Raw genomic sequence first — 22,344 nt, 5'->3', positions numbered from 1 at the left:
ACTGCCTGAAAGCTTGGGGAGCGGCTCGCCCCTGGAGCCTGCGGGTTTGCCCGGAAGAGGGTCACCCGTGAAGGCCGAGCCACTGGTAGGCCTGGGTCTCCCACTGGCCGTAGCGCTCGGGGTAGGCCGAGATCTGCACCGCCTGCGCGGCATCGGTGAATCGCATGCCCTCCCAGCCGGTGATGTCGAGAAGACCCCGGGAACCCTGCCCATTGGGGTCTGACGCGCCTCCGAAGAACACGCGGGTGCTCCGGTCGGCGTCGATCGCCTGCTCCGGTGTTCCCCAGCCCATGCTCGGTCGCTGCTGGAACAGTCCCAGTGAATCGCGGTCTCCCCACGAGAGGTTCCGCAGGCTGGATTCGACCATCGCGGTCGCGAGGGCGATGGCGATCCCGCGATCGGAGACTCCGAGATTCCGCCCGACGCCGATGATCAAGTGGGCGTTTGTGGCCTGCTCCGCATCGAGGTTCGCGAACAGCTGGCCGGGTGGCGCGGTCGCAGCGGCGGGCGCGGGCGCCGGTGCGGTGACCGCGGCGGCACCGGCGACGACGATGCTCTGCCCGGGATAGATGATCGAGCCCGAGCTCAGTCCGTTCATCGCGTAGAGCTGCGCCACAGATGTGCCGTATCTCTGAGCGATACCGAACAGCGTGTCGCCCGCGACGACGGCATGCGTCTGTCCGCCCGTGATCACGGGCGCAGGGGGTGCGGGGGCGACGGCCGCCGGTGCAGGCGCAGGCGTTCCCGAGAGCGCGAGCTGCTGGCCGGGGTAGATGACGGATGCTCGAGTGAGGCCGTTCGCCGCCAGCACGGCATCGACGCTCGTGCCGTACCGCTGCGCGATGCCGAACACCGTGTCGCCCGCGGCGACCACGTGGGTCGCCGTCGTCGGGGCCTGAGCCGGGGGAGCGGCGGGAGCCACGGGCGCGGACGCTCCGGTGAGCGACAGCGTCTGCCCCGGGTAGATGACGGATCGCCAGGTGAGGGCGTTCCAGGTGAGCACATCGACCGTGCGAAGGCCGAAGCGGTTCGCGATCGACGAGATCGTGTCGCCGGGCTGCACTGTGTACGCGGCCGGGGGCGCCTCGGCCGTCTTGATCTGCGTGGGACTCGATTGGAGCCGCTCGATGGGCGGTGTGACAGCGTCGGCGGATGCGGGCACGGTGGCGATCGCGCCCGACAGGGTGCCCAGCACCGCGGCGGGCACTCCGAGCTGGAGATAGCGCGTTCGGCGCGCGACAGCAAGCGTTCTCAAGGTGGTCTCCCTTGTTCGGCGTCTGCCCACGCTGACACGTATGTATACGGAAGTCAACAGAAGTGACGGGAGTGGCCATTGTGATGAATGGGACGAAAGTGACTTGGCGGGGTGGCAGAAATGCGGAGGCCGCGAAGAGATGAGATAGTTGCACCGTGTCTGTTCCGTCTGAAAGCAAGCCGTCTGAAACCTCGCAGTCCGAGACCGCGTCCGAGAACAGCGTGACCGCTCCCGGCGTCACCGCCACCGAGTGGCTGACGATGCCCGATCTCGTCGACGTCCTCGACGAGGCGCTGGGCCGTGTGCGACGACTCATCGACGAGCACTACCTCATCGGGTCGCGTCGCTCCGGTGTCTTCGCGGTCCCCTCGGTGTTCATCGTCGACGGTCAGCCGCTGTCCTCGCTGCGCGGGACGATCATCGTGCTGCAGGATGCCGGGTTCAGCGACGACGAGGTCATCGACTGGCTGCTCGCTCCCGAGGAGGAACTGGGTCGGTCGCCGATCGACGCACTCCTCGCAGGCCACAAGAGCGCGGTCCGCCGCGTCGCCCGCACGCTCGCCTGAGCCGGCGAACCTGATCGGAGTCGCGAGCCTGCACCGCAGCCGCGTTCAGGCTGACCGGACGGTCGCCGCACGCGCGAGATCGCGCAGATCGCCCACAGCCGCATTGTCGAGGCGCGCGCCGGAGAGCGCGCGGTCGGCATCCTTCGAATAGGCGTCGATCATGCGCTCGACACGATCGAGCGCACCGGAACCCGAGATGGTCGCCTGGAGGAACGCGACCTGCTCGGCTGTGAGGTCCGGGTCGCCGAGCATCTCGTCGAACAGATTGCGCGCCGACGTATCGAGGGTCTCCCTGGTGAGAGCGACCAGGACCGTGCGCTTCCCCTCGCGCAGGTCGTCGCCCGCCGGCTTCCCCGTCACGGCGGCATCCCCGTAGACCCCCAGGACGTCGTCGCGCAGCTGGAACGCCATGCCCACCGGGTGGCCGAACCGGCGCAGGGCGTCGAGCTGATCATCGGCACCGCCGGCGATCGCCGCGCCGAGGACCAGGGGCTGCTCGATGCTGTAGCGCGCGGACTTCAGTGAGACGACGCGCAGGGCGCGCTCGACATGGGAGTCGGTCGCGTGCACGCTCCATGCGGACTCCTCGGCGATGTCGAGGAACTGACCGACCGTCACGTCTCGGCGCATGCGACCGTATTCGCGGCGCACTGCCGCGGCATGGGGCAGCGGATCGATCGCGTCCTCGAGCAGGTCGTCGCTCCAGGCCACGAGCAGGTCGCCGAGGAGGATCGCAGACGAGCGACCGAACGCGGCCGCGTCACCGACCCACCCGGCCTCACGATGCGTCGATTCGAGCGCTCGGTGCGCGGCGGGGCGACCGCGGCGCGTATCGGAGTTGTCGATGAGGTCGTCGTGCACGAGGGCAGCCGACTGGAAGATCTCCAGAGCCGCGCAGACGTCCCAGAGGGCGGTCGATTCATCGGCGCCCCGATCCGTGAATCGGGCGACGGCCTGCCAGCCTGCATGGCAGAAGCGTGCGCGCAGGCGCTTGCCCCCGACGAGGGTGTCGGCGGCCGAATCGAGCAGGCCCATCGCGTCCGGCCCGTAGTCGATCGACTCCCTCCTCATCCGGTCGAGGAAGAGCTGCAGGCGAGCGGCGACGGCGTCGGAGACGAGTGTGGGGGACGGCACGACTCCCAGCATACGTAAAGCCAAACGGGGGCCTTGTGGCTAGCCCCCACCGACATACCGCGCGTAGAATGGACGGACGATACCCGAGGGGGACGAAATGCCACTCTCCGAACAGGAGCAGCGTCTGCTCGACGAGATGGAACGCCATCTCCTCCACAACGACGCCGACGTCGTGAGTGCGCCGTCAGGTGACCGCGCACTCAGCTACCGCAATCTCGTGTACGGAGCGTTGCTGCTCCTCGCGGGTGTCGGCGGATTGATCGTCGGTGTCGTGCTCGGCGATGTGTGGGGTGTCGTGGTCGGCGTCATCGGATTCGCAGCGATGCTCGGCGGCGTGATGCTCGCCGTCACCCCGGTTCGCAGGCCTCTCTCCGCCGTCCCCCGGGAGAGGGCGCCCAAGCAGAAGAGTTCAGCGTCCTTCATGGACCGCATGAACGACCGATGGGATCGCCGCCAAGACGGTCAGTGACCCACACCTCCACTTCCTCGAAGGCCCGGATGCTCTGAGCATCCGGGCCTTCGTCGTTTCTCGGCCCGCGGGTGGGTTGGGGCCGGCCTGGGCTCCCGAGAGAGCGCCTTCCGCGATTGACGCTCCACCATCCTCCACCCGTCCTCCACCTCTCTCCACCGCGTGATCACGCGGATCTTCGGCGTCCCTGCATCCGCTTACGCCCTCACCCCACGGATTGACCGTAGGTTTGTGGAGGAAAGTGGAGTAAAGTGGGGTGCACCTCGAGTTGGCCGGACGCAGAGGGGGTGATGGCTGATGTTGCTGGGAACGCATTCTCCGAAGTTGGACGACAAGGGACGGGTCATCCTTCCCGCGAAGTTCCGCGAAGACCTCGGTGGCGGCATCGTCGTCACACGAGGCCAGGAACGCTGCCTCTATGTCTTCAGCACGGCCGAGTTCGAGGCGATGCACGAGCGGATCCGTCAGGCGCCGCTCGCGAACAAGCAGGCGCGTGACTTCATGCGCCTGTTCCTCTCCGGTGCGAGTGCGGAGATGCCAGACAGCCAGAACCGCATCACCATCCCCGTGCACCTTCGTCAGTACGCGGGCCTGCAGAAGGAACTCATCGTCACCGGTGTCGGCGCCCACGCCGAGATCTGGGATGCCGAGAGCTGGAACACCTACCTCGCAGCCGGCGAGGAGACATATGCCGATCTCGAGCAGGAGGTGATCCCGGGACTGTTCTGACCACGGCTGTGATGCCCCGCCGCTCCTGCCCCGACACACTTCCCCGGTGCCGGGTCGAGAAGCGGAGGGGGATCAGGGCCCTGGTCTCCGACTTACAGAGGTCACCCGAGAAAGATCATGAACCTCCGCGACATCCACACCCCCGTACTGCTCGACCGCTGCGTCGAGCTGCTCGCTCCCGCCCTGCAGGCCGACGGAGCGGTGCTCGTCGATGCCACTCTCGGCATGGGAGGTCACTCGGAGGCTCTGCTCGAGCGCTTCCCGAACATCCGCCTGGTCGGTCTCGATCGTGACACCGACGCCCTGCGCATAGCGGGGGAGCGGCTCGCTCGCTTCACAGACCGGGTCACGCTCGTGCACACCGTGTACGACGAGATCGGGCTGCACGCCCAGGGCGCGGCCGGCATCCTCTTCGACCTCGGCGTCTCGTCCCTGCAGCTCGACGAAGCCGACCGCGGCTTCGCCTACTCGAAAGACGCCCCGCTGGACATGCGGATGGATCAGACGAAGGGCGTCACTGCTGCGGAGGTCATCGCGACCTACAGCGAAGGCAACCTCCGTCGCATCTTCGAACGCTACGGCGAGGAGAAGCTGGCCGGTCGTTATGCGCGATTCATCATCGCCGCGCGCGAGAAGCAGGCGATCACCCGTTCGGGAGAACTCGTCGAGATCCTGCAGGCCGCCACCCCTGCTGCGGCTCAGCGCGCAGGGCACCCCGCGAAGCGCGTGTTCCAGGCTCTGCGCATCGAGGTCAACGCCGAGCTGAACGTGCTGGCCGATGCGATCCCCTCGGCCATGGACGCACTGGCAGTCGGCGGACGGATCGTCGTGATGTCGTACCAGTCGCTCGAGGACCGGCTCGTGAAGCAGGCCTTCGCCGCAGGTGCGGCGTCGACCGCTCCGCGGGGGCTGCCCGTCGAACTGCCGGAGCATGCGCCCCGCTTCCGGATCATCACCAAGGGTGCCGAGCTCGCGGGTGACGACGAGCGCGCCAGGAACCCCCGAGCGATCCCGGTTCGACTGCGCGCTGCAGAGAAGCTGCGGGAGACCTCATGAGCCTGAACGCGCTGGCACCCCGGCCCCGCTCTCTGCCTGATGCGCCGTCACGCGCGCCGCGTCGTCGCCTCGAGCCCGTCACGGGAACACCGGTCCGCCGCAAGCCGAAGCTCGCATATGCGCTCATCGCCGTCGCGGGTGCGCTGGCGATCGGAGCCGTGCAGATCGGCCTGTCGCTCGCGATCACCCAGGACTCGTTCACGCTGGCGAGCCTCTCGTCCGAGCAGCACGAGCTGGACCTCCGCACGAACGCGCTGCAGGAGGACCTGACCGGTCTCAGCTCGCCGCAGTCCCTCGCGACGGGAGCCGCTGCGCTCGGCATGGTGGTCGCCGGCTCGCCGGCCTATCTGCGACTCAGCGACGGTGCCGTGTTCGGGCAGGGGACAGGCGCGGTCGGAGCATCCACCATCGATCCGAACGGCGCAGGCGCGGTGAGCAACGCGCTGTTGAACGACGTTCCGGTGAACGCTTCCACCGAAGACGACGCCACGCCGGACGGCACGCCCGGCGGCGCTGCGGAGCAATCCGCCGAGGAGCTGCCGCCGGCCATCACCGACGGGCTCCCGAGCCCCAGCACCCGCTAGCCGGAACCACCGACCATCACGACCTGACGGAGAGAGTCCATGACGACACGAGCCACCCGGACGCCCCGGCGACGCACGGTCGTCGCGCTGGCGGTGATCCTGTCGATCCTCGCCGCGTTCGTCGTGCGCCTGGTGGATATCCAGGTGGTCAAGGCCGACGAGCATGTCGCCCAGTCGCTGGAGTTCATCTCCAAGGGCACCGCCATCCCCGGACAGCGCGGATCCATCACCGATGCGGACGGAGCGGTGCTCGCCGAGAGCGTCAACGTCTACGACGCGCAGCTGAGCCCCCAGGTGATCCGACTCCTCGAAGAGGACGAGAAGAACCCACCAGAGCTGCCGTGGGCCGAAGCATCCACCCGCATCGCCGAGATCATGGGGCTGGATGCCGAGAAGCTCCGCGCCGACGTCGCGGCCGCGCTGGCCGCGAACCCGGACTCCCAGTACCTTCCGCTCGTGAAGGGACTCAGCACCGAGAAGTACATCGAGCTGCGGGATCTCAAGATCTCGTCGTACCTCACGATGAAGCCGCGCGAGGTCCGGGTCTACCCGAACGGCGCGGTCGCCGGAAACCTCCTCGGATTCCTCGACGGAGCGGGCACTGCGCAGGCCGGCATCGAGAAGATGGACGAGAAATGCCTCGCGCCGACCGACGGCGAGGAGTCGTACCGTACCGGCAAGAACGGCGTGGTCATCCCCGGCAGCGAGAGCAGGGTCGACGCCGTCGACGGCGGTGCGGTGCAGCTCACGATCAACAGCGACCTGCAGTGGTACATGCAGCAGATGATCGCCGAAGAGGCGCAGACCCAGGGCGCGAAGGGTGGCACGGTGACGGTCGTCGAGGTCGCCACCGGCAAGATCCGGGCGGCCGCGGAGTGGCCGACCATGGACCCCAACGACCTGGACGCATCGTCGTCCGACACATGGGGCAGCAAGCTCTTCACCTACCCGTTCGAGCCCGGCTCGACGTTCAAGGCGGTCACCGCCGCGGCGATCATGGAGAACGCCGGCGTGACCATGACGAGCCCCACGGTGTCGGCATCGTCGAAGGAGAAGTTCGACAACGGCGCCGTGATCAACGACGCGTTCGTGCACCCGACCTTCCAATACACCCTGGCGGGCGCGCTCATCGACTCCTCGAACGTGGCTCTGTCGAAGTTCGGCACCATGGTGAGCCCCGATGTGCGTTACGACTACCTGCAGCGCTTCGGAGTCGGCACCAGGACCGTGGACTTCCCCGACGAGGCCGGAGGTCTGCTTCACCCCACGAGCGAGTGGGACAACCAGTCGCTGTACACGACCACGTTCGGTCAGTACTTCACCGTCACCGCCCCGCAGCTCGCCGGCGCCTACCAGGCCATCGCGAACGGCGGAGAGAAGATCGGCCTGTCGCTGATCGAGTCCTGCACGACGCCCGACGGCGCGGTCGTCGCTCCCGAGGCGCCGGCGCACGATCAGATCATCAAGCCCGAGACCGCAGCCGACCTGACACGGATGCTCGAGAACGTCGCCGTTCAGGGCGGAAACGCCGAGCGCATCCAGGTTCCCGGCTATCGCGTGACCAGCAAGACCGGTACCGCGCAGATCCCGGACGGCAACGGCGGATACAAGGCGGGCGTGTACTACACGAGCATGGTGGGCTTCGCTCCCGTAGATGACCCGCAGTACGTCGTCGTGGTGACTCTCGACGAGCCGACTAGAGTTACATCGTCTGCTGCTACCGCGTCGGCCTTCCAGAAGGCGATGACCCAGACCATGAAGACCTACCGCGTGATGCCGTCCTCGACTCCGATGGACGCACTGCTTCCCAAGTTCGAATAGACGGCGCCCCGCCGCGCCTGGAGACGTCATGATCGCCCTGTCGCTTGCTGAGATCGCCGCCGTCCTCGGGGGTGATCTCCGACTCGCCGGTACCGCGACGGCCGAGACCGTCGTCGACGGCGTGGTCGACACCGATTCGCGCACCACGGTGCCCGGATCCGTCTTCGTCGCGAAGCCTGGCGCCGAGACCGACGGCCACCGCTTCGTCGGCTCGGCGCTGGCCGCCGGCGCCGCTCTCGCCATCGTCGAGCATCCGGTGGACGACGAGATCACGCAGATCATCGTCCCGAGCGCCGTCGGCGCCCTCGCCGATCTCGCGCGCGAGGTCGTGGCACGCGTGCGTGCCGAGGGAAACCTCAAGATCGTCGGCATCACGGGCTCGAACGGCAAGACGACGACCAAGAACTTCCTGGCCCGCATCCTCTCCGGCGAAGGGGAGACGGTCGCGCCCGTCAACTCGTTCAACAACGAGGTCGGCGCTCCGGTGACCATGCTGCGGATCACGCACGACACGCGGTTCCTCGTGAGCGAGTTCGGTGCGGATGCGCCGGGCAGCATCGCTCGCCTCGCAGGCCTCGTGGAGCCGGACATCGCCGTGGTGCTGATGGTCGGCTTGGCGCACGCCGGAGGCTTCGGCGGCATCGAGGCGACGGCGAAGGCCAAGTCCGAGCTCGTCTCGGCCGCCATCCCCTCGGGGACCGCCGTGCTCAACGTCGACGACGCCCGTGTTGCGGCGATGCGCGAGCTCGCGGTCTCGCGCGGCATGCAGGTCGTCGGCTTCGGTCAGAGCGCTGCGGCGGATGTGCAGGCCCACGACCTCGAAGTCACCGCATCGGGAACCTCCTGCGTGATCGAGGCCGCGGGGCAGCGGCTGCCGCTCCGGCTGCAGGTCCTCGGAGCGCACCATGTCGGCAACGCCCTGGCCGCCATCGCGGCTGCGCGTGTGCTGGGTGTCTCGACCGCAGACGCGATCGCTCGTCTCGAGACGGTCGAGATCGCCGAGCGCTGGCGCATGCAGCCGATGGGCAACGAACGGGTGCGCATCATCAACGACGCGTACAACGCGAGCCCCGACTCGATGGCCGCGGCGCTGCGCACCCTCGCGCAGATCACCGGCCCCGACGAGCGGACGGTCGCCGTGCTCGGCGCCATGAGCGAGCTCGGCGAGACCGCGGGGGAGGAGCACGACAGGATCGGTCTGCTCGCCGTGCGGTTGAACATCCAGCGGATCGTGGTCATCGGCCCCGAGGCCCGGCGGCTCTTCATCTCCGCGATCGGCGAGGGCTCGTGGGACAGCGAGGCCGTGTTCTTCCCTGACCAGGATTCCGCGTTCGAGTACCTGCGCGGCGAGCTGCGCGACGGCGATCGTGTGCTCGTGAAGTCATCCAATTCCGTGGGGCTCCGGCACCTCGGCGATCGTCTGGGAGAATTGTTCTCGTGAGATCTCTCATCATGGCGGCCGCCATATCCCTCGCCTTCACACTCTTCCTGACTCCCGTCTTCCTCCGGCTCTTCCGGAAGTGGGGCTGGGGACAGGTCATCCGCACGCCCGAGGCGATCGAGAACCCGAGCCACGAGGCGAAGCGGGGGACCCCGACGATGGGCGGCGTGATCTTCATCGTCGGCACCATGGTGGGCTATTTCACCGGAACATACGTCGGTGGGGGCACGCCCTCGACATCGGCGCTGCTCGTCATCTGGCTGATGGTCGGCTTCGGCGCCGTCGGCTTCATCGACGACTACATGAAGGTGCGCAGTCAGCGCAGCCTCGGACTCTCGGGCTGGCGCAAGATCATCGGCCAGCTGCTGGTGATCATCCCGTTCGGCATCATCGCCCTGAACTTCCCGAACTCGTACGACCAGACGCCGGCATCCGGCTCGATCTCGCTCTTCCGCGACATCCCCTGGCTGAACCTCTTCGCGTTCACCGCGATCCTCGGCTGGGCGCTGTACCTGCTGTGGATCTCGGTCATCGGCGTGGCGACGTCCAACAGCGTGAACCTCACGGACGGCCTCGACGGCCTCGCTGCGGGAGCCGGAGTCATCGTCGTCGGCGCCTACAGCCTGATCGCCTTCTGGCAGTTCAAGCAGTCCTGTGTCGGCGAAGGTGTCGAATCGGCGGCCATCGGCGGATGCTACGAGGTGCGCGATCCGTTCAGCCTGGCGATCATCGCCGCGTCGTTCGCCGCCAGCCTGATCGGATTCCTCTGGTGGAACGCCCCCAAGGCCAAGGTCTTCATGGGTGACGTCGGCTCGATGGCGATCGGCGGTGTGATCACCGCCATGGCGATCCTCACCCGCACCGAGCTGCTGCTCTTCGTGATCGCCGGAGTCTTCGTCCTCGCGTCGGGCTCGGTCATCCTGCAGCGTGCCTACTTCAAGGTCACACGTGGCAAGCGACTGTTCCTGATGAGTCCCTTCCACCACCATCTCGAGATGCGCGGGTGGTCAGAGGTGACGATCGTCGTCCGGATGTGGATCATCGCAGGACTCCTCGCCGTCTCCGCCGTCGGACTCTTCTACGTCGAATGGCTGACGCGTGTCAGCTGAGTCCAGGCTCGCGACGCTGACCAGCTGGCGCTCCGACTGGTCGGGTCTGCGGGTCGCCGTGCTCGGGCTCTCGATGACCGGCTTCTCGGTCGCCGACACGCTCACGGAGCTCGGTGCCGATGTGCTCGTGGTCAGCGAGTCGGCCGAGCAGGAGTACGCCGACCTTCTGCCCGTGATCGGAGCGCGCTTCGAACTGGGTTCGCTCGCCGAGGTGCCCGAGTCGCTCAGCGACTTCGCACCGGAGGTGGTCATGGCCTCTCCCGGCTTCTCTCCCACGCACCCCGTGATCCGGTGGGCGCAGGAGTCCGGCATCGCAATCTGGGGCGACATCGAGCTCGCCTGGCGCGTCCGAGACAAGGTCACGCGCGCAGACGGCACCCCGGCCGACTGGGTGCTGATCACCGGCACCAACGGCAAGACGACCACGACGCAGCTCACAGCATCCCTCCTCGTCGAGGGCGGGCTGCGTGCGGCCCCGTGCGGCAACATCGGAGTGCCGGTGCTGGATGCCGTGCGCGACCCCGAGGGCTTCGATGCACTCGTCGTGGAGCTCTCCAGCCACCAGCTCTGGTACCTCGGGCAGTCCAGCGTCGAGGGGCAGCTCTTCCCGCACGCGTCGGTGTGCCTGAACCTCGCGGACGACCACCTCGTGTGGCACGGCAGCGCCCAGGCGTATCGCGACGCGAAGGCGATCGTCTACCGCAACACGCGCGTCGCCTGCGTCTACAACAAGGCCGACGAGGCCACCAGGGTCATGGTCGAGGAGGCCGAGGTCGTCGACGGCGCACGGGCGATCGGCTTCGACCTCGGCATCCCGGGGCCCAGCGACCTCGGCGTGGTCGAGGGGCTGCTCGTCGATCGGGCGTTCCTCGACGATCGGGCGACCAGTGCGCTGGAGCTGACGACGGTGGCCGACCTGCAGAGCGTCGGCCTCGCCGCGCCGCACATCGTGCAGAACATCCTGGCGGCCAGTGCCCTCGCGCGTTCGCTCGGGGTCGAGCCCGAAGCCATCCATGCAGCTCTCCAGTCCTTCCGACTCGACGAGCACCGCATCCAGGTCATCGCGCTTCACGCCGGCATCACCTGGGTCGACGATTCCAAGGCGACGAATCCGCACGCCGCGGCCTCTTCTCTGCGTGCCTACCCCGGAGCGGTCTGGGTCGTCGGCGGAGATCTGAAGGGCGTCGACATCGCCGATCTGGTCGCGTCCGTCGGCTCGACGGCCCGTGCGGCCGTCGTGATCGGCGTCGAGCGCACCTCCGTCGTCGCGGCATTCGAGCGACACGCGCCGGGGGTGCCGGTATTCGAGGTGGATGCTGGCGAGACTGGTCACGTCATGAATCGCGTCGTGGAGATCGCCGCGGGGATCGTCGATGGCGAGGGCACAGTTCTGCTGGCCCCCGCAGCGGCATCCTTCGATCAGTTCTCCAGCTACGCGGATCGCGGACACCGCTTCGCCGAGGCGGTGCGGGACTGGATAGACCGGGGGAGCGCCGATGACGCAGGTCGCACGCCCCCCACGGTCTGAGTCCGGCCGCACCTCGTCGGGCGGCTTGGCCGCCCGTGTCTCCCTCGGGAGACGATTCACCCCGGTCTCGACCGAGTTCCTGATGATCGCGTCGGCCGCCCTGATGCTGACGATCTTCGGACTCGTGATGGTGCTCTCGGCGACGAGTGCGACCGCGGTGGCCAAGGGCGAGAACCCGATGGACGGCGCGCTGCGCCAGGGGATCTTCGCGGTGCTCGGCATCCCGCTGATGTTCCTGATCTCGCGACTGCCGATCGCCTTCCTCAAGCGCATGGCGTGGCCTGCGCTGTTCGGCTCGATCGCCCTGCAGATGCTCGTCTTCACGCCTCTCGGCATCGAGGACGGCGGTAACCGCAACTGGATCATGATCGCCGGATTCACGCTGCAGCCGTCGGAGTTCCTGAAGCTCGCGCTCGCGCTCTGGGTCGGGTACGTCCTGCTGCGCAAGCAGACGATGCTCGGGACCTGGCACCAGGTGTTCATCCCGGTGGTTCCGGTCGGAGCCCTCGCGATCGGCACGGTCATCGCCGGAAAGGACCTCGGCACCGCGATGGTGCTGGTCATCGTCCTGCTCGGCTGCCTGTTCTTCTCCGGCGTGAAGCTGCGACTGTTCATCCTGCCCGTGCTGCTCGGCGTCGTGGCGGTCATCGCCCTCGCCGTGACGAGCCCGGACCGCATGCGACGCATCACGGCCACCTGCTCCGACATGTCTGCGTACACCGGTGACTGCTACCAGTCGATCCACGGGATCTGGGGCATGGCCTCCGGCGGGATCTTCGGCGTCGGTCTCGGAAACTCGCAGGAGAAGTACGGGTGGTTGCCCGCCGCCGGCAATGACTTCATCTTCGCGATCGTCGGCGAGGAGCTCGGACTGATCGGCTGCATCGTCGTCCTCGCGCTGTTCACGCTCTTCACGGTCGGCGCCTTCCACATCATCCGCAAGACGGACGACCCGTTCATCCGCGTCGCGGCCGGTGGCATCACCGTCTGGATCACGGGGCAGGCCGTGTTCAACGTCGGCGTCGTCATCGGACTGTTCCCGGTCATGGGCGTTCCGCTGCCTTTCATGTCGCAGGGCGGCACGGCGCTCCTCGCGGTGCTCATCGCCTGCGGCGTCCTGCTGTCCTTCGCGCGCACTCTCAAGGTCCCGGAAGCACGTGCGGCTGAGCGGACCCCTTCGGCAGGGCGGGGTAGGGTCACACGGTGACCACGTACCTTCTCGCCGGCGGTGGAACCGCCGGTCATGTCAATCCCCTGCTCGCCGTCGCGGACGGCCTGCGCGCGCGCGAAGCCGATGCGACCGTCCTGGTGCTGGGCACGGCGGAGGGCCTCGAGTCCCGACTCGTGCCCGCCCGAGGATACGAACTCCTCATCGTCGACAAGGTGCCGTTCCCGCGTCGTCCCAACAGGCAGGCGGCCGCATTCCCCGGACGCTTCCGTCGGGCGATCGCCCAGGTGCGTGCGCACATCCTCACGTACGCCGTCGACGTCGTGGTCGGTTTCGGCGGATACGCCTCCGCCCCCGCCTACGTGGCCGCCCGCCGAGAGGGTGTGCCGTTCGTCGTGCACGAAGCGAACGCCAAGCCCGGCCTCGCGAACGTGCTGGGTGCGCGTCGCGCCGCGGCGACCGGAGTCGCCTTCGGCGGCACGAAGCTGCGCGGCGCTGAGGTCGTGGGCATGCCGCTGCGCCGTGAGGTCATCGAGCTCGACCGTGCGGCCGCCCGCGACGAGGCCGCAGAGCACTTCGGACTCGATTCCTCTCGTCCGGTCCTGCTCGTGTTCGGCGGATCGCTCGGAGCGCAGCGCCTGAACGAGGCCCTCGCCGACTCGTGGGGCGACGTCCTCGCTGCAGGATGGCAGCTGCTGCACGTCACGGGCGAGCGCAGCGACCTCGCCGACCCCGAGGTGCCCGGCTATGCGCTGCGCCGATACGTCGACCGTATGGATCTCGCGTTCGCCCTCGCCGACCTCATCGTCTCGCGCTCCGGGGCGGCGACGGTCAGCGAGATCAGCGCGCTCGGCATCCCTGCGCTGTACGTGCCGTACTCGGTGGGCAACGGCGAGCAGCGGCTCAACGCGGCATCCGCGGTCGCCGCCGGCGCCGCCCGTCTGCTCGACGACGCCACCTTCGACGGAGACGCCGTGCGGCGCATCGTGATCCCCGTGCTGAAGGACCCGCAGCGGCTCGCGGCGATGGCGGACGCAGCCGGTCACGTGGGCACGCGCAGCGGCACCGAGAATGTCATCGCGCTCGTCGACCGAGCCCTCGGGCTCGACTGAGTCCGCCGCAGACACGACTCAGCGCCGCCGAAACGTCCTCACCGAAAAGTAGACTGAATCCGACATGATCAGACCTGACCTCACCCTCCCGATCCCCGAGTCGATCTCCTCCGCGCACTTCATCGGCATCGGCGGATCCGGCATGAGCGGCCTCGCCAAGATGTTCCTCGATGCGGGCATCCGCGTCTCCGGGAGCGACCGGGCCGACAGCGACAACCTTCGCGCTCTCGCAGCGGCCGGGGCCACCGTGCACGTCGGACACGACGCCGCCCACCTCGGCGACGCCGACACCGTGGTGCACACAGGAGCGATCTGGCCCGAGAATCCCGAATTCCTCCTGGCGAAGGAACGTGGATTGCATGTGATCCATCGTTCGCAGGCGTTGCACTGGCTGATCGGTGAGCGGCGACTCGTCTCGGTCGCCGGTGCGCACGGCAAGACGTCGTCGACGGGCATGATCGTGACGGCTCTCCAGGCGCTCGGTGCCGACCCGAACTTCGTGAACGGCGGCGTGATCGAGCAGCTCGGCGTCTCCAGCGCGACGGGCACGGGTGAGCTCTTCGTGATCGAGGCCGACGAATCCGACGGCACCTTCCTGCTCTATGACACTGCGGTCGCTCTCATCACGAACGTCGACCCCGACCACCTCGACCACTACGGATCCGACGAGGCCTTCCACGATGCATTCGTGCGCTTCGCCGACGCCGCCTCCGAGGCCGTCGTGATCTCGAGCGATGATCTGGGCGCGTTGCGTGTGGGCGCCGGACTGTCTCACCCGAACGTCATCACCTTCGGCCAGGCCGAGGACGCCGACGTCCGTGTCACCGACATCGTCACCGCGGGCCCGGTATCCGCCACGATCACCCGGGGCGACGAGAGCGTGCGACTGCAGCTCGCCGTGCCAGGTGCGCACAACGCCATCAACGCAGCCGGCGCGATCACGGTGCTCCTGTCCGTCGGCTTCGGACTGACCGAGTCCGCGCGCGCCGTCGAAGGCTTCGCCGGCACCGTGCGCCGGCTCGAGCAGCATGGAGTCGAGCGAGGTGTCACGGTCTACGACGACTACTCGCACCACCCGACCGAGGTGCGGGCCGCGCTCGAGGCGATGCGCTCGATCGCAGGCTCCGGCAGGATCATCGCGATCCAGCAGCCCCACACGTACTCGCGCACGCAGCACATGTTCCGCGAGTTCGCCGACGTGCTCGAGACCTACGCCGACCACACGGTCGTGCTCGACGTCTACGGCGCGCGCGAGGATCCGGTGCCCGGTGTCACAGGTGAGTTGGTCAGTGGCGCTTTCCAGAACCCCTCGCATGTGCACTTCGTCGCGGACTGGCAGCAGGCCGCCGACTACACGGCGTCGGTCGCGCGTGAGGGCGACTTCGTCGTGACTCTCGGCTGCGGCAACGTCTATCAGATCATCCCGCAGGTGCTCGAGTCGCTGCGGACCACAGAGGTCTAGGCGATGCGACGTCCGCCTCCGCTTCCCACGCCTCCCGCGGGTCTCGCGGAGGACGAGTCCGCAGCCGGGCGACGGGCGGGCTCTCGTGGTCGCACACGCCCCGCTGCGGGTGACGGCCGGCGCGACGATGCGGATGTCGTCGATCTCGGGGCCTACGCAGGAGACGCGGGCGCTGAGGATGCCGAGCGGCCGACGTCGACGCGCGACGTCTGGCGGGCGGCGCGCGCACGGCGCAAGGCGCTCCGTGCGGAGATCCGGCGTTTCACCCAACGCTCACGTCGTCGACGGATCATCTGGCTGAGCGCGATCGGCGCTGTCGTGCTGCTCGTCGGCGGAACGATCACTGCGGCCTACAGCCCCTTGTTCGCGGTCGAGAGGATCACCGTGGTGGGCGCGACGACCCTGGATCCTGCTGCGGTCGAGGCCGCTCTCGCCGCCCAGATCGGCACACCGCTCGCCTCGATCGACTCGAGCGAGGTCAAGGCGTCCCTGCTGGCCTTCCCGCTGATCGAGACCTATGCGCTGGAGGCGAAGCCCCCGCACGATCTCACCGTGCGGATCGTCGAGCGCACACCCGTCGGCGTCATCCGCTCGGACGCGGGCTACACGCTCGTCGACGCCGCGGGGGTCGCTCTCGCGACCACGTCGGATCAGCCCGCCGGGCAGCCTCTCCTCGACATCGAGGGCGGCACCGACTCCGCCGCCTTCGAGAGCGCGGGTCTCGTCGTGCGGTCGGTGCCGGCCGATCTGAGGGCGACGCTCACGGGCGTGCGCGCGACGTCGCCGGATGACGTGACCCTCACGTTGCGTTCGGGTCTCACCGTGGTGTGGGGGAGCTCCGAGGACTCGCCGATGAAGAGCGAGGCCCTCTCGAAGACCCTGATCGGACGCCCGGACGCCTCCACGATCGACGTCACTTCGCCCCACGCGGTCGTCGTCGGCTGAGGTTTCGACGGCAAACGGGCGACACGCCCGTGTCGTTGCGTGTGCGCGGGGGCGTGACGCTTACCTTCGAACAAGAGAAACCAATACCGGGAAATACTTTACACCTCTAGTTGAGGTTTAAGGTTCATCCTCTGGAATCTCACCCTTAGACAGGCTCGACTACTCGGAGGCCGGCCATGAGCCAGAACCAGAACTACCTCGCCGTGATCAAGGTCGTCGGCGTCGGCGGTGGCGGCGTCAACGCCGTCAACCGCATGATCGATCTCGGTCTCCGCGGAGTCGAGTTCATCGCAGTGAACACCGACGCGCAGGCGCTGCTGATGAGCGACGCCGACGTAAAGCTCGACGTGGGCCGCGAGCTCACTCGCGGACTCGGCGCAGGAGCCGACCCCGAGGTGGGTCGCCGCGCAGCCGAGGACCACGCAGAGGAGATCGAGCAGGCGCTCACCGGTGCCGACATGGTCTTCGTGACCGCGGGAGAGGGAGGCGGAACCGGAACCGGTGGAGCCCCCGTCGTCGCTCGCATCGCGAAGTCGATCGGCGCACTCACGATCGGTGTCGTCACGAAGCCGTTCTCGTTCGAGGGTCGCCGCCGTCAGAGCCAGGCAGAAGCCGGTGTGGTGAAGCTCAAGGAAGAGGTCGACACGCTCATCGTCGTGCCGAACGACCGCCTCCTCGAGATCAGCGACCGCGGCATCTCGATGATCGAGGCCTTCGCCACGGCAGACCAGGTGCTCCTCGCCGGTGTGCAGGGCATCACCGACCTCATCACGACCCCGGGTCTCATCAACCTCGACTTCGCGGACGTGAAGTCCGTCATGCAGGGCGCGGGTTCTGCGCTCATGGGAATCGGATCCGCCCGCGGCGCCGACCGCGCGATCAAGGCCGCCGAGCTGGCTGTCGAGTCGCCGCTCCTCGAGGCCAGCATCGAGGGAGCTCACGGCGTCCTGCTCTCCATCCAGGGCGGTTCGAACCTCGGGATCTTCGAGATCCACGACGCCGCAGACCTCGTCAAGGAGGCCGCGCACCCCGAGGCGAACATCATCTTCGGTACGGTCATCGACGACACGCTCGGCGATGAGGTGCGCGTCACCGTGATCGCCGCAGGCTTCGACAGCGGCGAGCCCTCGCTGCGCCTCGACCCGATGGTCGTCACGCGTCCCGCTGCAGCGACCACGCTCCCCGAGGTCCCTCTCTCGAACGACGAGGAGAGCAAGCCCGCCTCCGAAGCCGTCGAGGCGGAGAGGACCCCGCAGCGCGTCACCGCGACGAGCATCGAGCCCGCGTTCGCGGATGACGACATCGACATCCCTGAATTCCTGAAGTGACCCTCGCGCAGGGCCCCGAGGAATCGGGTCTGGCCGCGCGGCTCTCGGCGATCGATGAACGGATCGCCGAGGCCGCGCGCCTGGCGGATCGGCATCCGAGTGAGATCACCCGGATCGTCGTGACGAAGTTCCATCCCGCATCGCTCGTGCGCGACCTGCATGCACTGGGTGTGCGCGAGGTGGGGGAGAACCGCCAGCAGGAGCTCTCCTCGAAGGTCGGCGAGCTCGAGGATCTCGATGTCCGCTGGCACTTCATCGGACAGGCGCAGACCAACAAGGCCTCGGCGATACGGCGGAGCGCGGATGCCGTGCACTCGGTCGACCGCGACAGGCTCGCCGACGCCCTGCACAGGGCTGCAGAGGGCGACGACGTCCTGGACGTCCTCGTCCAGGTCAATCTGACGGCTGACGAGGGCAGAGGCGGTGTCGCGCCCGATCATGCCCGCTCGCTCGCCGAGCACATCATGACGCTGCCGACGCTCCGTCTGCGAGGCGTGATGGCCGTGGCTCCTCTCGATGAGGAACCCGCATCGGCGTTCGCCCGGCTGCGCACCGTCGCCGACGGCGTGCGAGAGATCGAGCCCGCGGCCGACTGGATCTCCGCAGGCATGACCGGCGACTTCGTCGAAGCCATCGATGCCGGCGCGACACACCTGCGGATCGGCTCCGCAATCACGGGACCCCGCCCCGACCGGGGTTAACCTGTGAACAGACCAGCCCGACACGTTCGAACCGGAGGACACGATGGGTAACCCGCTGAAGAAGACCATGGTGTATCTCGGCCTCGCCGACGAGGAAGAGGCTTATGAGGAGCAGGCTCCGGCCCGCGCGCACCGCGAACGTGATCGCGACCGCGACCGTGATCGGGAAGAGCCCGCTCCGGCGCCCGTCACCCCGCTGCGGCGCCCCGTCGCCGTGCGTCAGCCCGCAGGAGGGGCAGTGAACGAGATCCTCACCGTGCACCCGAAGCAGTACCGCGATGCTCAGCTCATCGCGGAGAGCTTCCGCGAAGGTGTCCCGGTCATCATCAACCTCTCGCAGATGAGCGACGCCGACGCGCGCCGTCTGATCGACTTCGCATCCGGTCTCTCGCTCGGCCTCTACGGCCGCATCGAGCGGGTCACCTCGAAGGTGTTCCTGCTCTCGCCGGAGAACATCGCGGTGTCGGGCCACGGGGGAATCGCGCACGCAGACGTTGAGTCCGCGGGCTTCGACCAGTCGTAAACCGTGGGGATCGTCGTCTCCATCGTCGCCAGCATCATCCATCTGATGCTTCTGCTGTATCTGCTGGTGCTCTTCGCTCGTCTGATCCTGGGCTACATCCCGATGTTCAATCGGGAGTGGCGGCCCAAGGGGGCTGGTCTCGTCGCAGCCGAGCTCGTCTACACGCTGACCGATCCGCCCGTCCGGTTCTTCCGGCGGATCATCCCACCCCTGAGGATCGGCTCGATATCGTTGGATTTCGGGTTCTCGATCACGATTCTGATCGTGTTGATCCTCATGAGCATCGTCCGCAACTTCATCTGAGGCTTGCCCGACTTCGACGCCGCGGAGTGTCGCGGCGTCGCGGCTGACAGGCTCGGGGACTATGCTTGGCTCCCAGGTGCGCGCCCCGGGTTCGCGCCACATCACGACCACGCCATTCTCGAAACTGGCAACCGAACTCATCGAAGGAGCCACCATGGCACTTACCCCGGATGACGTCGTCACCAAGCAGTTCCAGCACGTCCGCTTCAAGGACGGCTTCGACCCGGACGAGGTCGACGACTTCCTCGACGAGATCGTCATCGAGTGGCGCAAGGCCCTCGAGGAGAACGTCGAGCTCAAGGCCAAGCTGGCCGCGTTCGAGTCCGGCGATGCGCCGGTCGCTGTTGCGGCTCCCGCTGCCGAGGCGTCCGCGCCCGTCGTCGAAGAGAAGCCCGTCGCCGCACCGGCCGAGCCCGCTCCGTCGGGTTCCGCGACCGCCACCGCCGGCATCATCGAGCTCGCACAGCGCTTGCACGACGAGCACGTCGCGGAGGGTGAAGCCAAGCGCGCTCAGCTCATCGCCGACGCCGAGGGTGAGGTCAACCGCATCCGCACCGAGGCCGAGGCCAAGCAGCGCGAAGAGTCGGCACGTCTCGAGCGCGAGCGCAACACGCTCGAGGCCCGCATCACCGAGCTCCGCAACTTCGAGCGCGACTACCGCTCGCAGCTGCGCGGCTACATCGAGGGTCAGCTCCGCGACCTCGACGAGAAGTCGGCGTCGACGGACTCGACCCCGGTCTCCGCGATCGGACTGTAGGTCGTCCCTTTGCCAGGACGCCCTGCCCTTCGTCGGTCGGCGGCTGGCGCGATCGTTGCGGTTCTCGCAACGGTCGTGCTGGCCGCCGATCAGTTTGTGAAGTACCTCACCACCGAGAACCTGCCGCTGCAGGAGCCCGTCCCGGTGCTCGGTGAGTTCCTTCAGCTGTACTACGTGCGCAATCCCGGTGCGGCATTCTCGCTCGGGTCCGATGTCACGTGGATCTTCACGATCGCGCTGGCGGTCGTCTCAGGTGTGATCGTGTGGAAGGCCTTCGGTCTTCGCTCCCGGCTCTGGGCCGTCGTCCTCGGCTGCCTTCTCGGTGGAGTGCTCGGCAACCTCACGGATCGTCTCTTCCGCGATCCCGGGTTTCCCATGGGGCACGTCGTCGACATGATCTCGATGCCGTGGATGATGCCGGCGATCTTCAACGTCGCGGACATCTTCATCGTCACTGGCATGATCTGCGTGGCGCTGCTCGTCGTCTTCGGGCTGCGTTTCGACGGCACGCGCGAACGAGACCACGCCCCCGTGGAGACGGACGAAGAGGCTGAGGCCGTCGCGATCGCCGAAGAGGCTGATGCCGTCTCACCGACGGACGCCTCGCGCGCCGACAGCACGACTCCCGATGCGCCTGCCGCCGCGTCGGACGGACGCTGAGCGTGGAGTTCCGCTCCCTTCCCGTTCCTGACGGGCTGGAGGGAACGCGGGTCGACGCCGCCTTGGCCAAGATGCTCGGCTTCTCCCGGACCTTCGCGGCAGATGTCGCCGCCGCCGGAGGCGTGCGTCTCGACGGCGTCACACTCGACAAGTCCGACCGTCTTCGCGGCGGCGGATGGCTCGAAGTGGAGTGGCAGCCGAAGGAGGAGCCGCGGATCATCCCGATCGCGGTACCCGAACTCGGGATCGTCTACGACGATGACGACATCGTGGTGGTCGACAAGCCCACAGGCGTCGCCGCCCACCCGTCTGTCGGCTGGGAGGGCCCCACGGTGGTGGGTGCTCTCGCCGCCGCAGGGTTCCGCGTCGCCACGAGCGGTGCGCCCGAGCGTCAGGGCGTCGTCCATCGCCTCGACGTCGGCACCAGCGGACTGATGGTGGTCGCCAAGAGCGAGACTGCGTACACGGCGCTCAAGCACGCATTCAAGGAGCGCACGGTCGAGAAGATCTACCACGCGGTCGTTCAAGGCCATCCCGATCCGTTCACAGGGACGATCGACGCGCCGATCGGTCGGCATCCGAATCATTCGTGGAAGTTCGCGGTCGTCTCCGACGGCAAACCCTCAGTGACCCACTACGAGACGCTCGAGGCGTTCCCGGGCGCCTCACTCCTCGAGATCCATCTCGAGACCGGTCGCACGCACCAGATCCGCGTGCACATGGCCGCACTCCGTCATCCGTGCGTCGGTGACCCGCTCTATGGTGCAGACCCCACACTGTCGGCGAAGCTGGGTCTCAGTCGCCAGTGGCTGCATGCGCACAAGCTCGCGTTCTCGCACCCGGCGACGGGGGAGTGGGTGCAGTTCGAGTCGGCGTACCCTGCGGACTTCGAGCACGCTCTGGCGGTCCTGCGAGGCGAGTAGACGCTTCGGCCGGCCGGCGACGCGGACGGCACTCATGGCGTGCCCGAGGTCCACTGTGCACCTGGGCGATGTCCGTGGGGTGGGCCAGACTGGGCGCATGAGCATCGAGGTGCGACCGGCGACCGAGTTCGATGACGTGGCGGCTCTCGTCGGCCCGAAGAAGCCGACATCGAACGTGTGCTTCTGCCTGAGCTATCGGATCGGCAGCAAGGAGAACAACGAGCTGCGAGGCGCCCAGCGCGCTGATCGGGTGCGTGAGCTCTGCCATCAGGACCCGCCTCCCGGCGTGATCGCCTACCTCGACGACGAACCGGTCGGGTGGGCGGCGGTGCATCCGCGCAGCGACACGAGCTTTGCTCGGAACAGGCTGATCCCGAAGGTCGACGATCTCGACGTGTGGTCACTGTGGTGCATCCGGGTCCGGCCGGGACACCGCAAGCAGGGGATCTCGCATGCGCTGATCGACGGGGCCGTGGCCCATGCGAAGAGGTGTGGAGCGCCGGCCATCGAGGGGTACCCCGTCGACAACAGGGGAGAGAAGGTGAATCTGACCATGGCGTACGTCGGCACGCGAGGGCTGTTCGAGGCAGCGGGCTTCACCAAGGCCGCCGACACGGGCTCGATCCTCGATGGCTTCCCGCGGGTGCTGATGCGGCTCGATCTTCGAGGGCGGCCGAAGTCGTCGAAGAAATCGTGAACCGAACCGCGGCTCATCGCGGGATCAGCCGGCGACCTTCTCCGGTGACGGCGAGGGGTTCCCGTCGATCTGG

General features: G+C 67.8%; 23 protein-coding genes. 21 read left to right on the top strand and 2 right to left on the bottom strand.

Features of this window, described 5'->3' with window-relative positions; all coding sequences use genetic code 11:
- Positions 1-61: 61 nt before the first annotated feature.
- Positions 62-1,255 (bottom strand): LysM peptidoglycan-binding domain-containing protein, encoded by a 1,194-nt coding sequence (locus tag RQG77_RS08920; protein WP_311244398.1) that lies wholly within the window; start codon positions 1,253-1,255, stop codon positions 62-64.
- A gap of 221 nt (positions 1,256-1,476) precedes the next feature.
- Between RQG77_RS08920 and RQG77_RS08915 the strand changes: the two genes are divergently transcribed.
- Positions 1,477-1,821 carry an Rv2175c family DNA-binding protein gene (locus tag RQG77_RS08915; RefSeq protein ID WP_396653405.1) on the top strand — a complete coding sequence of 115 codons (345 nt, stop codon included), beginning with the start codon at positions 1,477-1,479 and terminating at the stop codon, positions 1,819-1,821.
- A 45-nt stretch (positions 1,822-1,866) separates the two neighbouring features.
- Here RQG77_RS08915 and RQG77_RS08910 read toward each other — a convergent pair whose 3' ends face one another.
- The gene (locus RQG77_RS08910) at positions 1,867-2,967 is read right to left on the bottom strand and encodes a polyprenyl synthetase family protein (RefSeq protein WP_396653401.1); all 1,101 of its coding nucleotides are present in this window, start codon (positions 2,965-2,967) and stop codon (positions 1,867-1,869) included.
- 85 nt (positions 2,968-3,052) lie between these two features.
- Here RQG77_RS08910 and RQG77_RS08905 point away from each other — a divergent pair, with 85 nt between their 5' ends.
- From RQG77_RS08905 to RQG77_RS08810, 20 genes are all read left to right on the top strand, one after another.
- Positions 3,053-3,424 carry a DUF3040 domain-containing protein gene (locus RQG77_RS08905; protein WP_056306969.1) on the top strand — a complete coding sequence of 124 codons (372 nt, stop codon included), beginning with the start codon at positions 3,053-3,055 and terminating at the stop codon, positions 3,422-3,424.
- 297 nt (positions 3,425-3,721) lie between these two features.
- On the top strand, positions 3,722-4,153 hold the full coding sequence (mraZ, locus tag RQG77_RS08900) for a division/cell wall cluster transcriptional repressor MraZ (RefSeq protein ID WP_056306971.1): 432 nt from the start codon (positions 3,722-3,724) through the stop codon (positions 4,151-4,153).
- Positions 4,154-4,270: 117 nt separating this feature from the next.
- Positions 4,271-5,209, top strand: a complete 939-nt coding sequence (gene rsmH / locus RQG77_RS08895) for a 16S rRNA (cytosine(1402)-N(4))-methyltransferase RsmH (protein ID WP_311244396.1) — start codon at positions 4,271-4,273, stop codon at positions 5,207-5,209.
- The gene (locus RQG77_RS08890; protein ID WP_311244395.1) at positions 5,206-5,793 is read left to right on the top strand and encodes a hypothetical protein; all 588 of its coding nucleotides are present in this window, start codon (positions 5,206-5,208) and stop codon (positions 5,791-5,793) included. Before rsmH ends, RQG77_RS08890 begins: the two co-directional genes overlap by 4 nt.
- 39 nt (positions 5,794-5,832) lie before the next feature.
- Positions 5,833-7,614, top strand: coding sequence for a penicillin-binding protein 2 (locus RQG77_RS08885; protein WP_311244394.1), 1,782 nt, complete (start codon positions 5,833-5,835; stop codon positions 7,612-7,614).
- A 28-nt stretch (positions 7,615-7,642) separates the two neighbouring features.
- A complete protein-coding gene (murF, locus tag RQG77_RS08880; RefSeq protein ID WP_311244393.1) occupies positions 7,643-9,055 on the top strand; it encodes a UDP-N-acetylmuramoyl-tripeptide--D-alanyl-D-alanine ligase in 1,413 nt (470 codons plus the stop codon).
- Positions 9,052-10,164, top strand: coding sequence for a phospho-N-acetylmuramoyl-pentapeptide-transferase (mraY, locus tag RQG77_RS08875; RefSeq protein WP_056516474.1), 1,113 nt, complete (start codon positions 9,052-9,054; stop codon positions 10,162-10,164). Before murF ends, mraY begins: the two co-directional genes overlap by 4 nt.
- Entirely contained in the window at positions 10,154-11,692 is a 1,539-nt protein-coding gene (murD, locus tag RQG77_RS08870; protein WP_311244392.1) for a UDP-N-acetylmuramoyl-L-alanine--D-glutamate ligase, read from the top strand. The genes mraY and murD overlap by 11 nt, the downstream gene beginning before the upstream one ends.
- Positions 11,661-12,899: a putative lipid II flippase FtsW gene (gene ftsW, locus RQG77_RS08865; protein WP_056516480.1), complete on the top strand. Its 1,239-nt coding sequence runs from the start codon at positions 11,661-11,663 to the stop codon at positions 12,897-12,899. The genes murD and ftsW overlap by 32 nt, the downstream gene beginning before the upstream one ends.
- The gene (locus RQG77_RS08860; protein ID WP_311244391.1) at positions 12,896-13,972 is read left to right on the top strand and encodes a UDP-N-acetylglucosamine--N-acetylmuramyl-(pentapeptide) pyrophosphoryl-undecaprenol N-acetylglucosamine transferase; all 1,077 of its coding nucleotides are present in this window, start codon (positions 12,896-12,898) and stop codon (positions 13,970-13,972) included. Before ftsW ends, RQG77_RS08860 begins: the two co-directional genes overlap by 4 nt.
- Before the next feature lie 64 nt (positions 13,973-14,036).
- Complete coding sequence (gene murC, locus RQG77_RS08855) at positions 14,037-15,434, top strand: UDP-N-acetylmuramate--L-alanine ligase (protein ID WP_311244390.1); 1,398 nt, start codon at positions 14,037-14,039, stop codon at positions 15,432-15,434.
- A 3-nt stretch (positions 15,435-15,437) separates the two neighbouring features.
- Positions 15,438-16,379, top strand: a complete 942-nt coding sequence (locus RQG77_RS08850; RefSeq protein ID WP_311244389.1) for an FtsQ-type POTRA domain-containing protein — start codon at positions 15,438-15,440, stop codon at positions 16,377-16,379.
- Positions 16,380-16,555: 176 nt separating this feature from the next.
- Positions 16,556-17,707, top strand: coding sequence for a cell division protein FtsZ (gene ftsZ / locus RQG77_RS08845; protein WP_311244388.1), 1,152 nt, complete (start codon positions 16,556-16,558; stop codon positions 17,705-17,707).
- The gene (locus tag RQG77_RS08840; RefSeq protein ID WP_311244387.1) at positions 17,704-18,408 is read left to right on the top strand and encodes a YggS family pyridoxal phosphate-dependent enzyme; all 705 of its coding nucleotides are present in this window, start codon (positions 17,704-17,706) and stop codon (positions 18,406-18,408) included. Before ftsZ ends, RQG77_RS08840 begins: the two co-directional genes overlap by 4 nt.
- A 43-nt stretch (positions 18,409-18,451) precedes the next feature.
- The gene (locus RQG77_RS08835) at positions 18,452-18,931 is read left to right on the top strand and encodes a cell division protein SepF (protein WP_311244386.1); all 480 of its coding nucleotides are present in this window, start codon (positions 18,452-18,454) and stop codon (positions 18,929-18,931) included.
- Between the two features lie 45 nt (positions 18,932-18,976).
- The gene (locus tag RQG77_RS08830) at positions 18,977-19,234 is read left to right on the top strand and encodes a YggT family protein (protein WP_056517310.1); all 258 of its coding nucleotides are present in this window, start codon (positions 18,977-18,979) and stop codon (positions 19,232-19,234) included.
- 154 nt (positions 19,235-19,388) lie between these two features.
- Positions 19,389-19,991 carry a DivIVA domain-containing protein gene (locus RQG77_RS08825; protein WP_311244385.1) on the top strand — a complete coding sequence of 201 codons (603 nt, stop codon included), beginning with the start codon at positions 19,389-19,391 and terminating at the stop codon, positions 19,989-19,991.
- Positions 19,992-20,087: 96 nt separating this feature from the next.
- Positions 20,088-20,651, top strand: a complete 564-nt coding sequence (gene lspA, locus RQG77_RS08820) for a signal peptidase II (RefSeq protein ID WP_396653400.1) — start codon at positions 20,088-20,090, stop codon at positions 20,649-20,651.
- 2 nt (positions 20,652-20,653) lie between these two features.
- Positions 20,654-21,574: an RluA family pseudouridine synthase gene (locus tag RQG77_RS08815; protein WP_311244383.1), complete on the top strand. Its 921-nt coding sequence runs from the start codon at positions 20,654-20,656 to the stop codon at positions 21,572-21,574.
- A 97-nt stretch (positions 21,575-21,671) separates the two neighbouring features.
- Positions 21,672-22,271 (top strand): GNAT family N-acetyltransferase, encoded by a 600-nt coding sequence (locus tag RQG77_RS08810; RefSeq protein WP_311244382.1) that lies wholly within the window; start codon positions 21,672-21,674, stop codon positions 22,269-22,271.
- Positions 22,272-22,344 lie beyond the last annotated feature (73 nt).

The organism is Microbacterium sp. WCS2018Hpa-23 (genome assembly GCF_031843845.1).
Lineage (GTDB): Bacteria > Actinomycetota > Actinomycetes > Actinomycetales > Microbacteriaceae > Microbacterium.
Note: the sequence above shows the minus strand (reverse complement) of the source record. Positions and strands in the feature narration are given on the sequence as shown.

What these genes read in the sequence shown, in the direction of transcription:
- RQG77_RS08910 (WP_396653401.1), bottom strand. Translation starts at nt 2,967, where the DNA reads ATGCTGGGAGTCGTGCCGTCCCCCACACTCGTCTCCGACGCCGTCGCC.
- RQG77_RS08905 (WP_056306969.1), top strand. Translation starts at nt 3,053, where the DNA reads ATGCCACTCTCCGAACAGGAGCAGCGTCTGCTCGACGAGATGGAACGC.
- mraZ (WP_056306971.1), top strand. Translation starts at nt 3,722, where the DNA reads ATGTTGCTGGGAACGCATTCTCCGAAGTTGGACGACAAGGGACGGGTC.
- rsmH (WP_311244396.1), top strand. Translation starts at nt 4,271, where the DNA reads ATGAACCTCCGCGACATCCACACCCCCGTACTGCTCGACCGCTGCGTC.
- RQG77_RS08890 (WP_311244395.1), top strand. Translation starts at nt 5,206, where the DNA reads ATGAGCCTGAACGCGCTGGCACCCCGGCCCCGCTCTCTGCCTGATGCG.
- RQG77_RS08885 (WP_311244394.1), top strand. Translation starts at nt 5,833, where the DNA reads ATGACGACACGAGCCACCCGGACGCCCCGGCGACGCACGGTCGTCGCG.
- murF (WP_311244393.1), top strand. Translation starts at nt 7,643, where the DNA reads ATGATCGCCCTGTCGCTTGCTGAGATCGCCGCCGTCCTCGGGGGTGAT.
- ftsW (WP_056516480.1), top strand. Translation starts at nt 11,661, where the DNA reads ATGACGCAGGTCGCACGCCCCCCACGGTCTGAGTCCGGCCGCACCTCG.
- murC (WP_311244390.1), top strand. Translation starts at nt 14,037, where the DNA reads ATGATCAGACCTGACCTCACCCTCCCGATCCCCGAGTCGATCTCCTCC.
- RQG77_RS08850 (WP_311244389.1), top strand. Translation starts at nt 15,438, where the DNA reads ATGCGACGTCCGCCTCCGCTTCCCACGCCTCCCGCGGGTCTCGCGGAG.
- ftsZ (WP_311244388.1), top strand. Translation starts at nt 16,556, where the DNA reads ATGAGCCAGAACCAGAACTACCTCGCCGTGATCAAGGTCGTCGGCGTC.
- RQG77_RS08835 (WP_311244386.1), top strand. Translation starts at nt 18,452, where the DNA reads ATGGGTAACCCGCTGAAGAAGACCATGGTGTATCTCGGCCTCGCCGAC.
- RQG77_RS08830 (WP_056517310.1), top strand. Translation starts at nt 18,977, where the DNA reads ATGCTTCTGCTGTATCTGCTGGTGCTCTTCGCTCGTCTGATCCTGGGC.
- RQG77_RS08825 (WP_311244385.1), top strand. Translation starts at nt 19,389, where the DNA reads ATGGCACTTACCCCGGATGACGTCGTCACCAAGCAGTTCCAGCACGTC.
- RQG77_RS08810 (WP_311244382.1), top strand. Translation starts at nt 21,672, where the DNA reads ATGAGCATCGAGGTGCGACCGGCGACCGAGTTCGATGACGTGGCGGCT.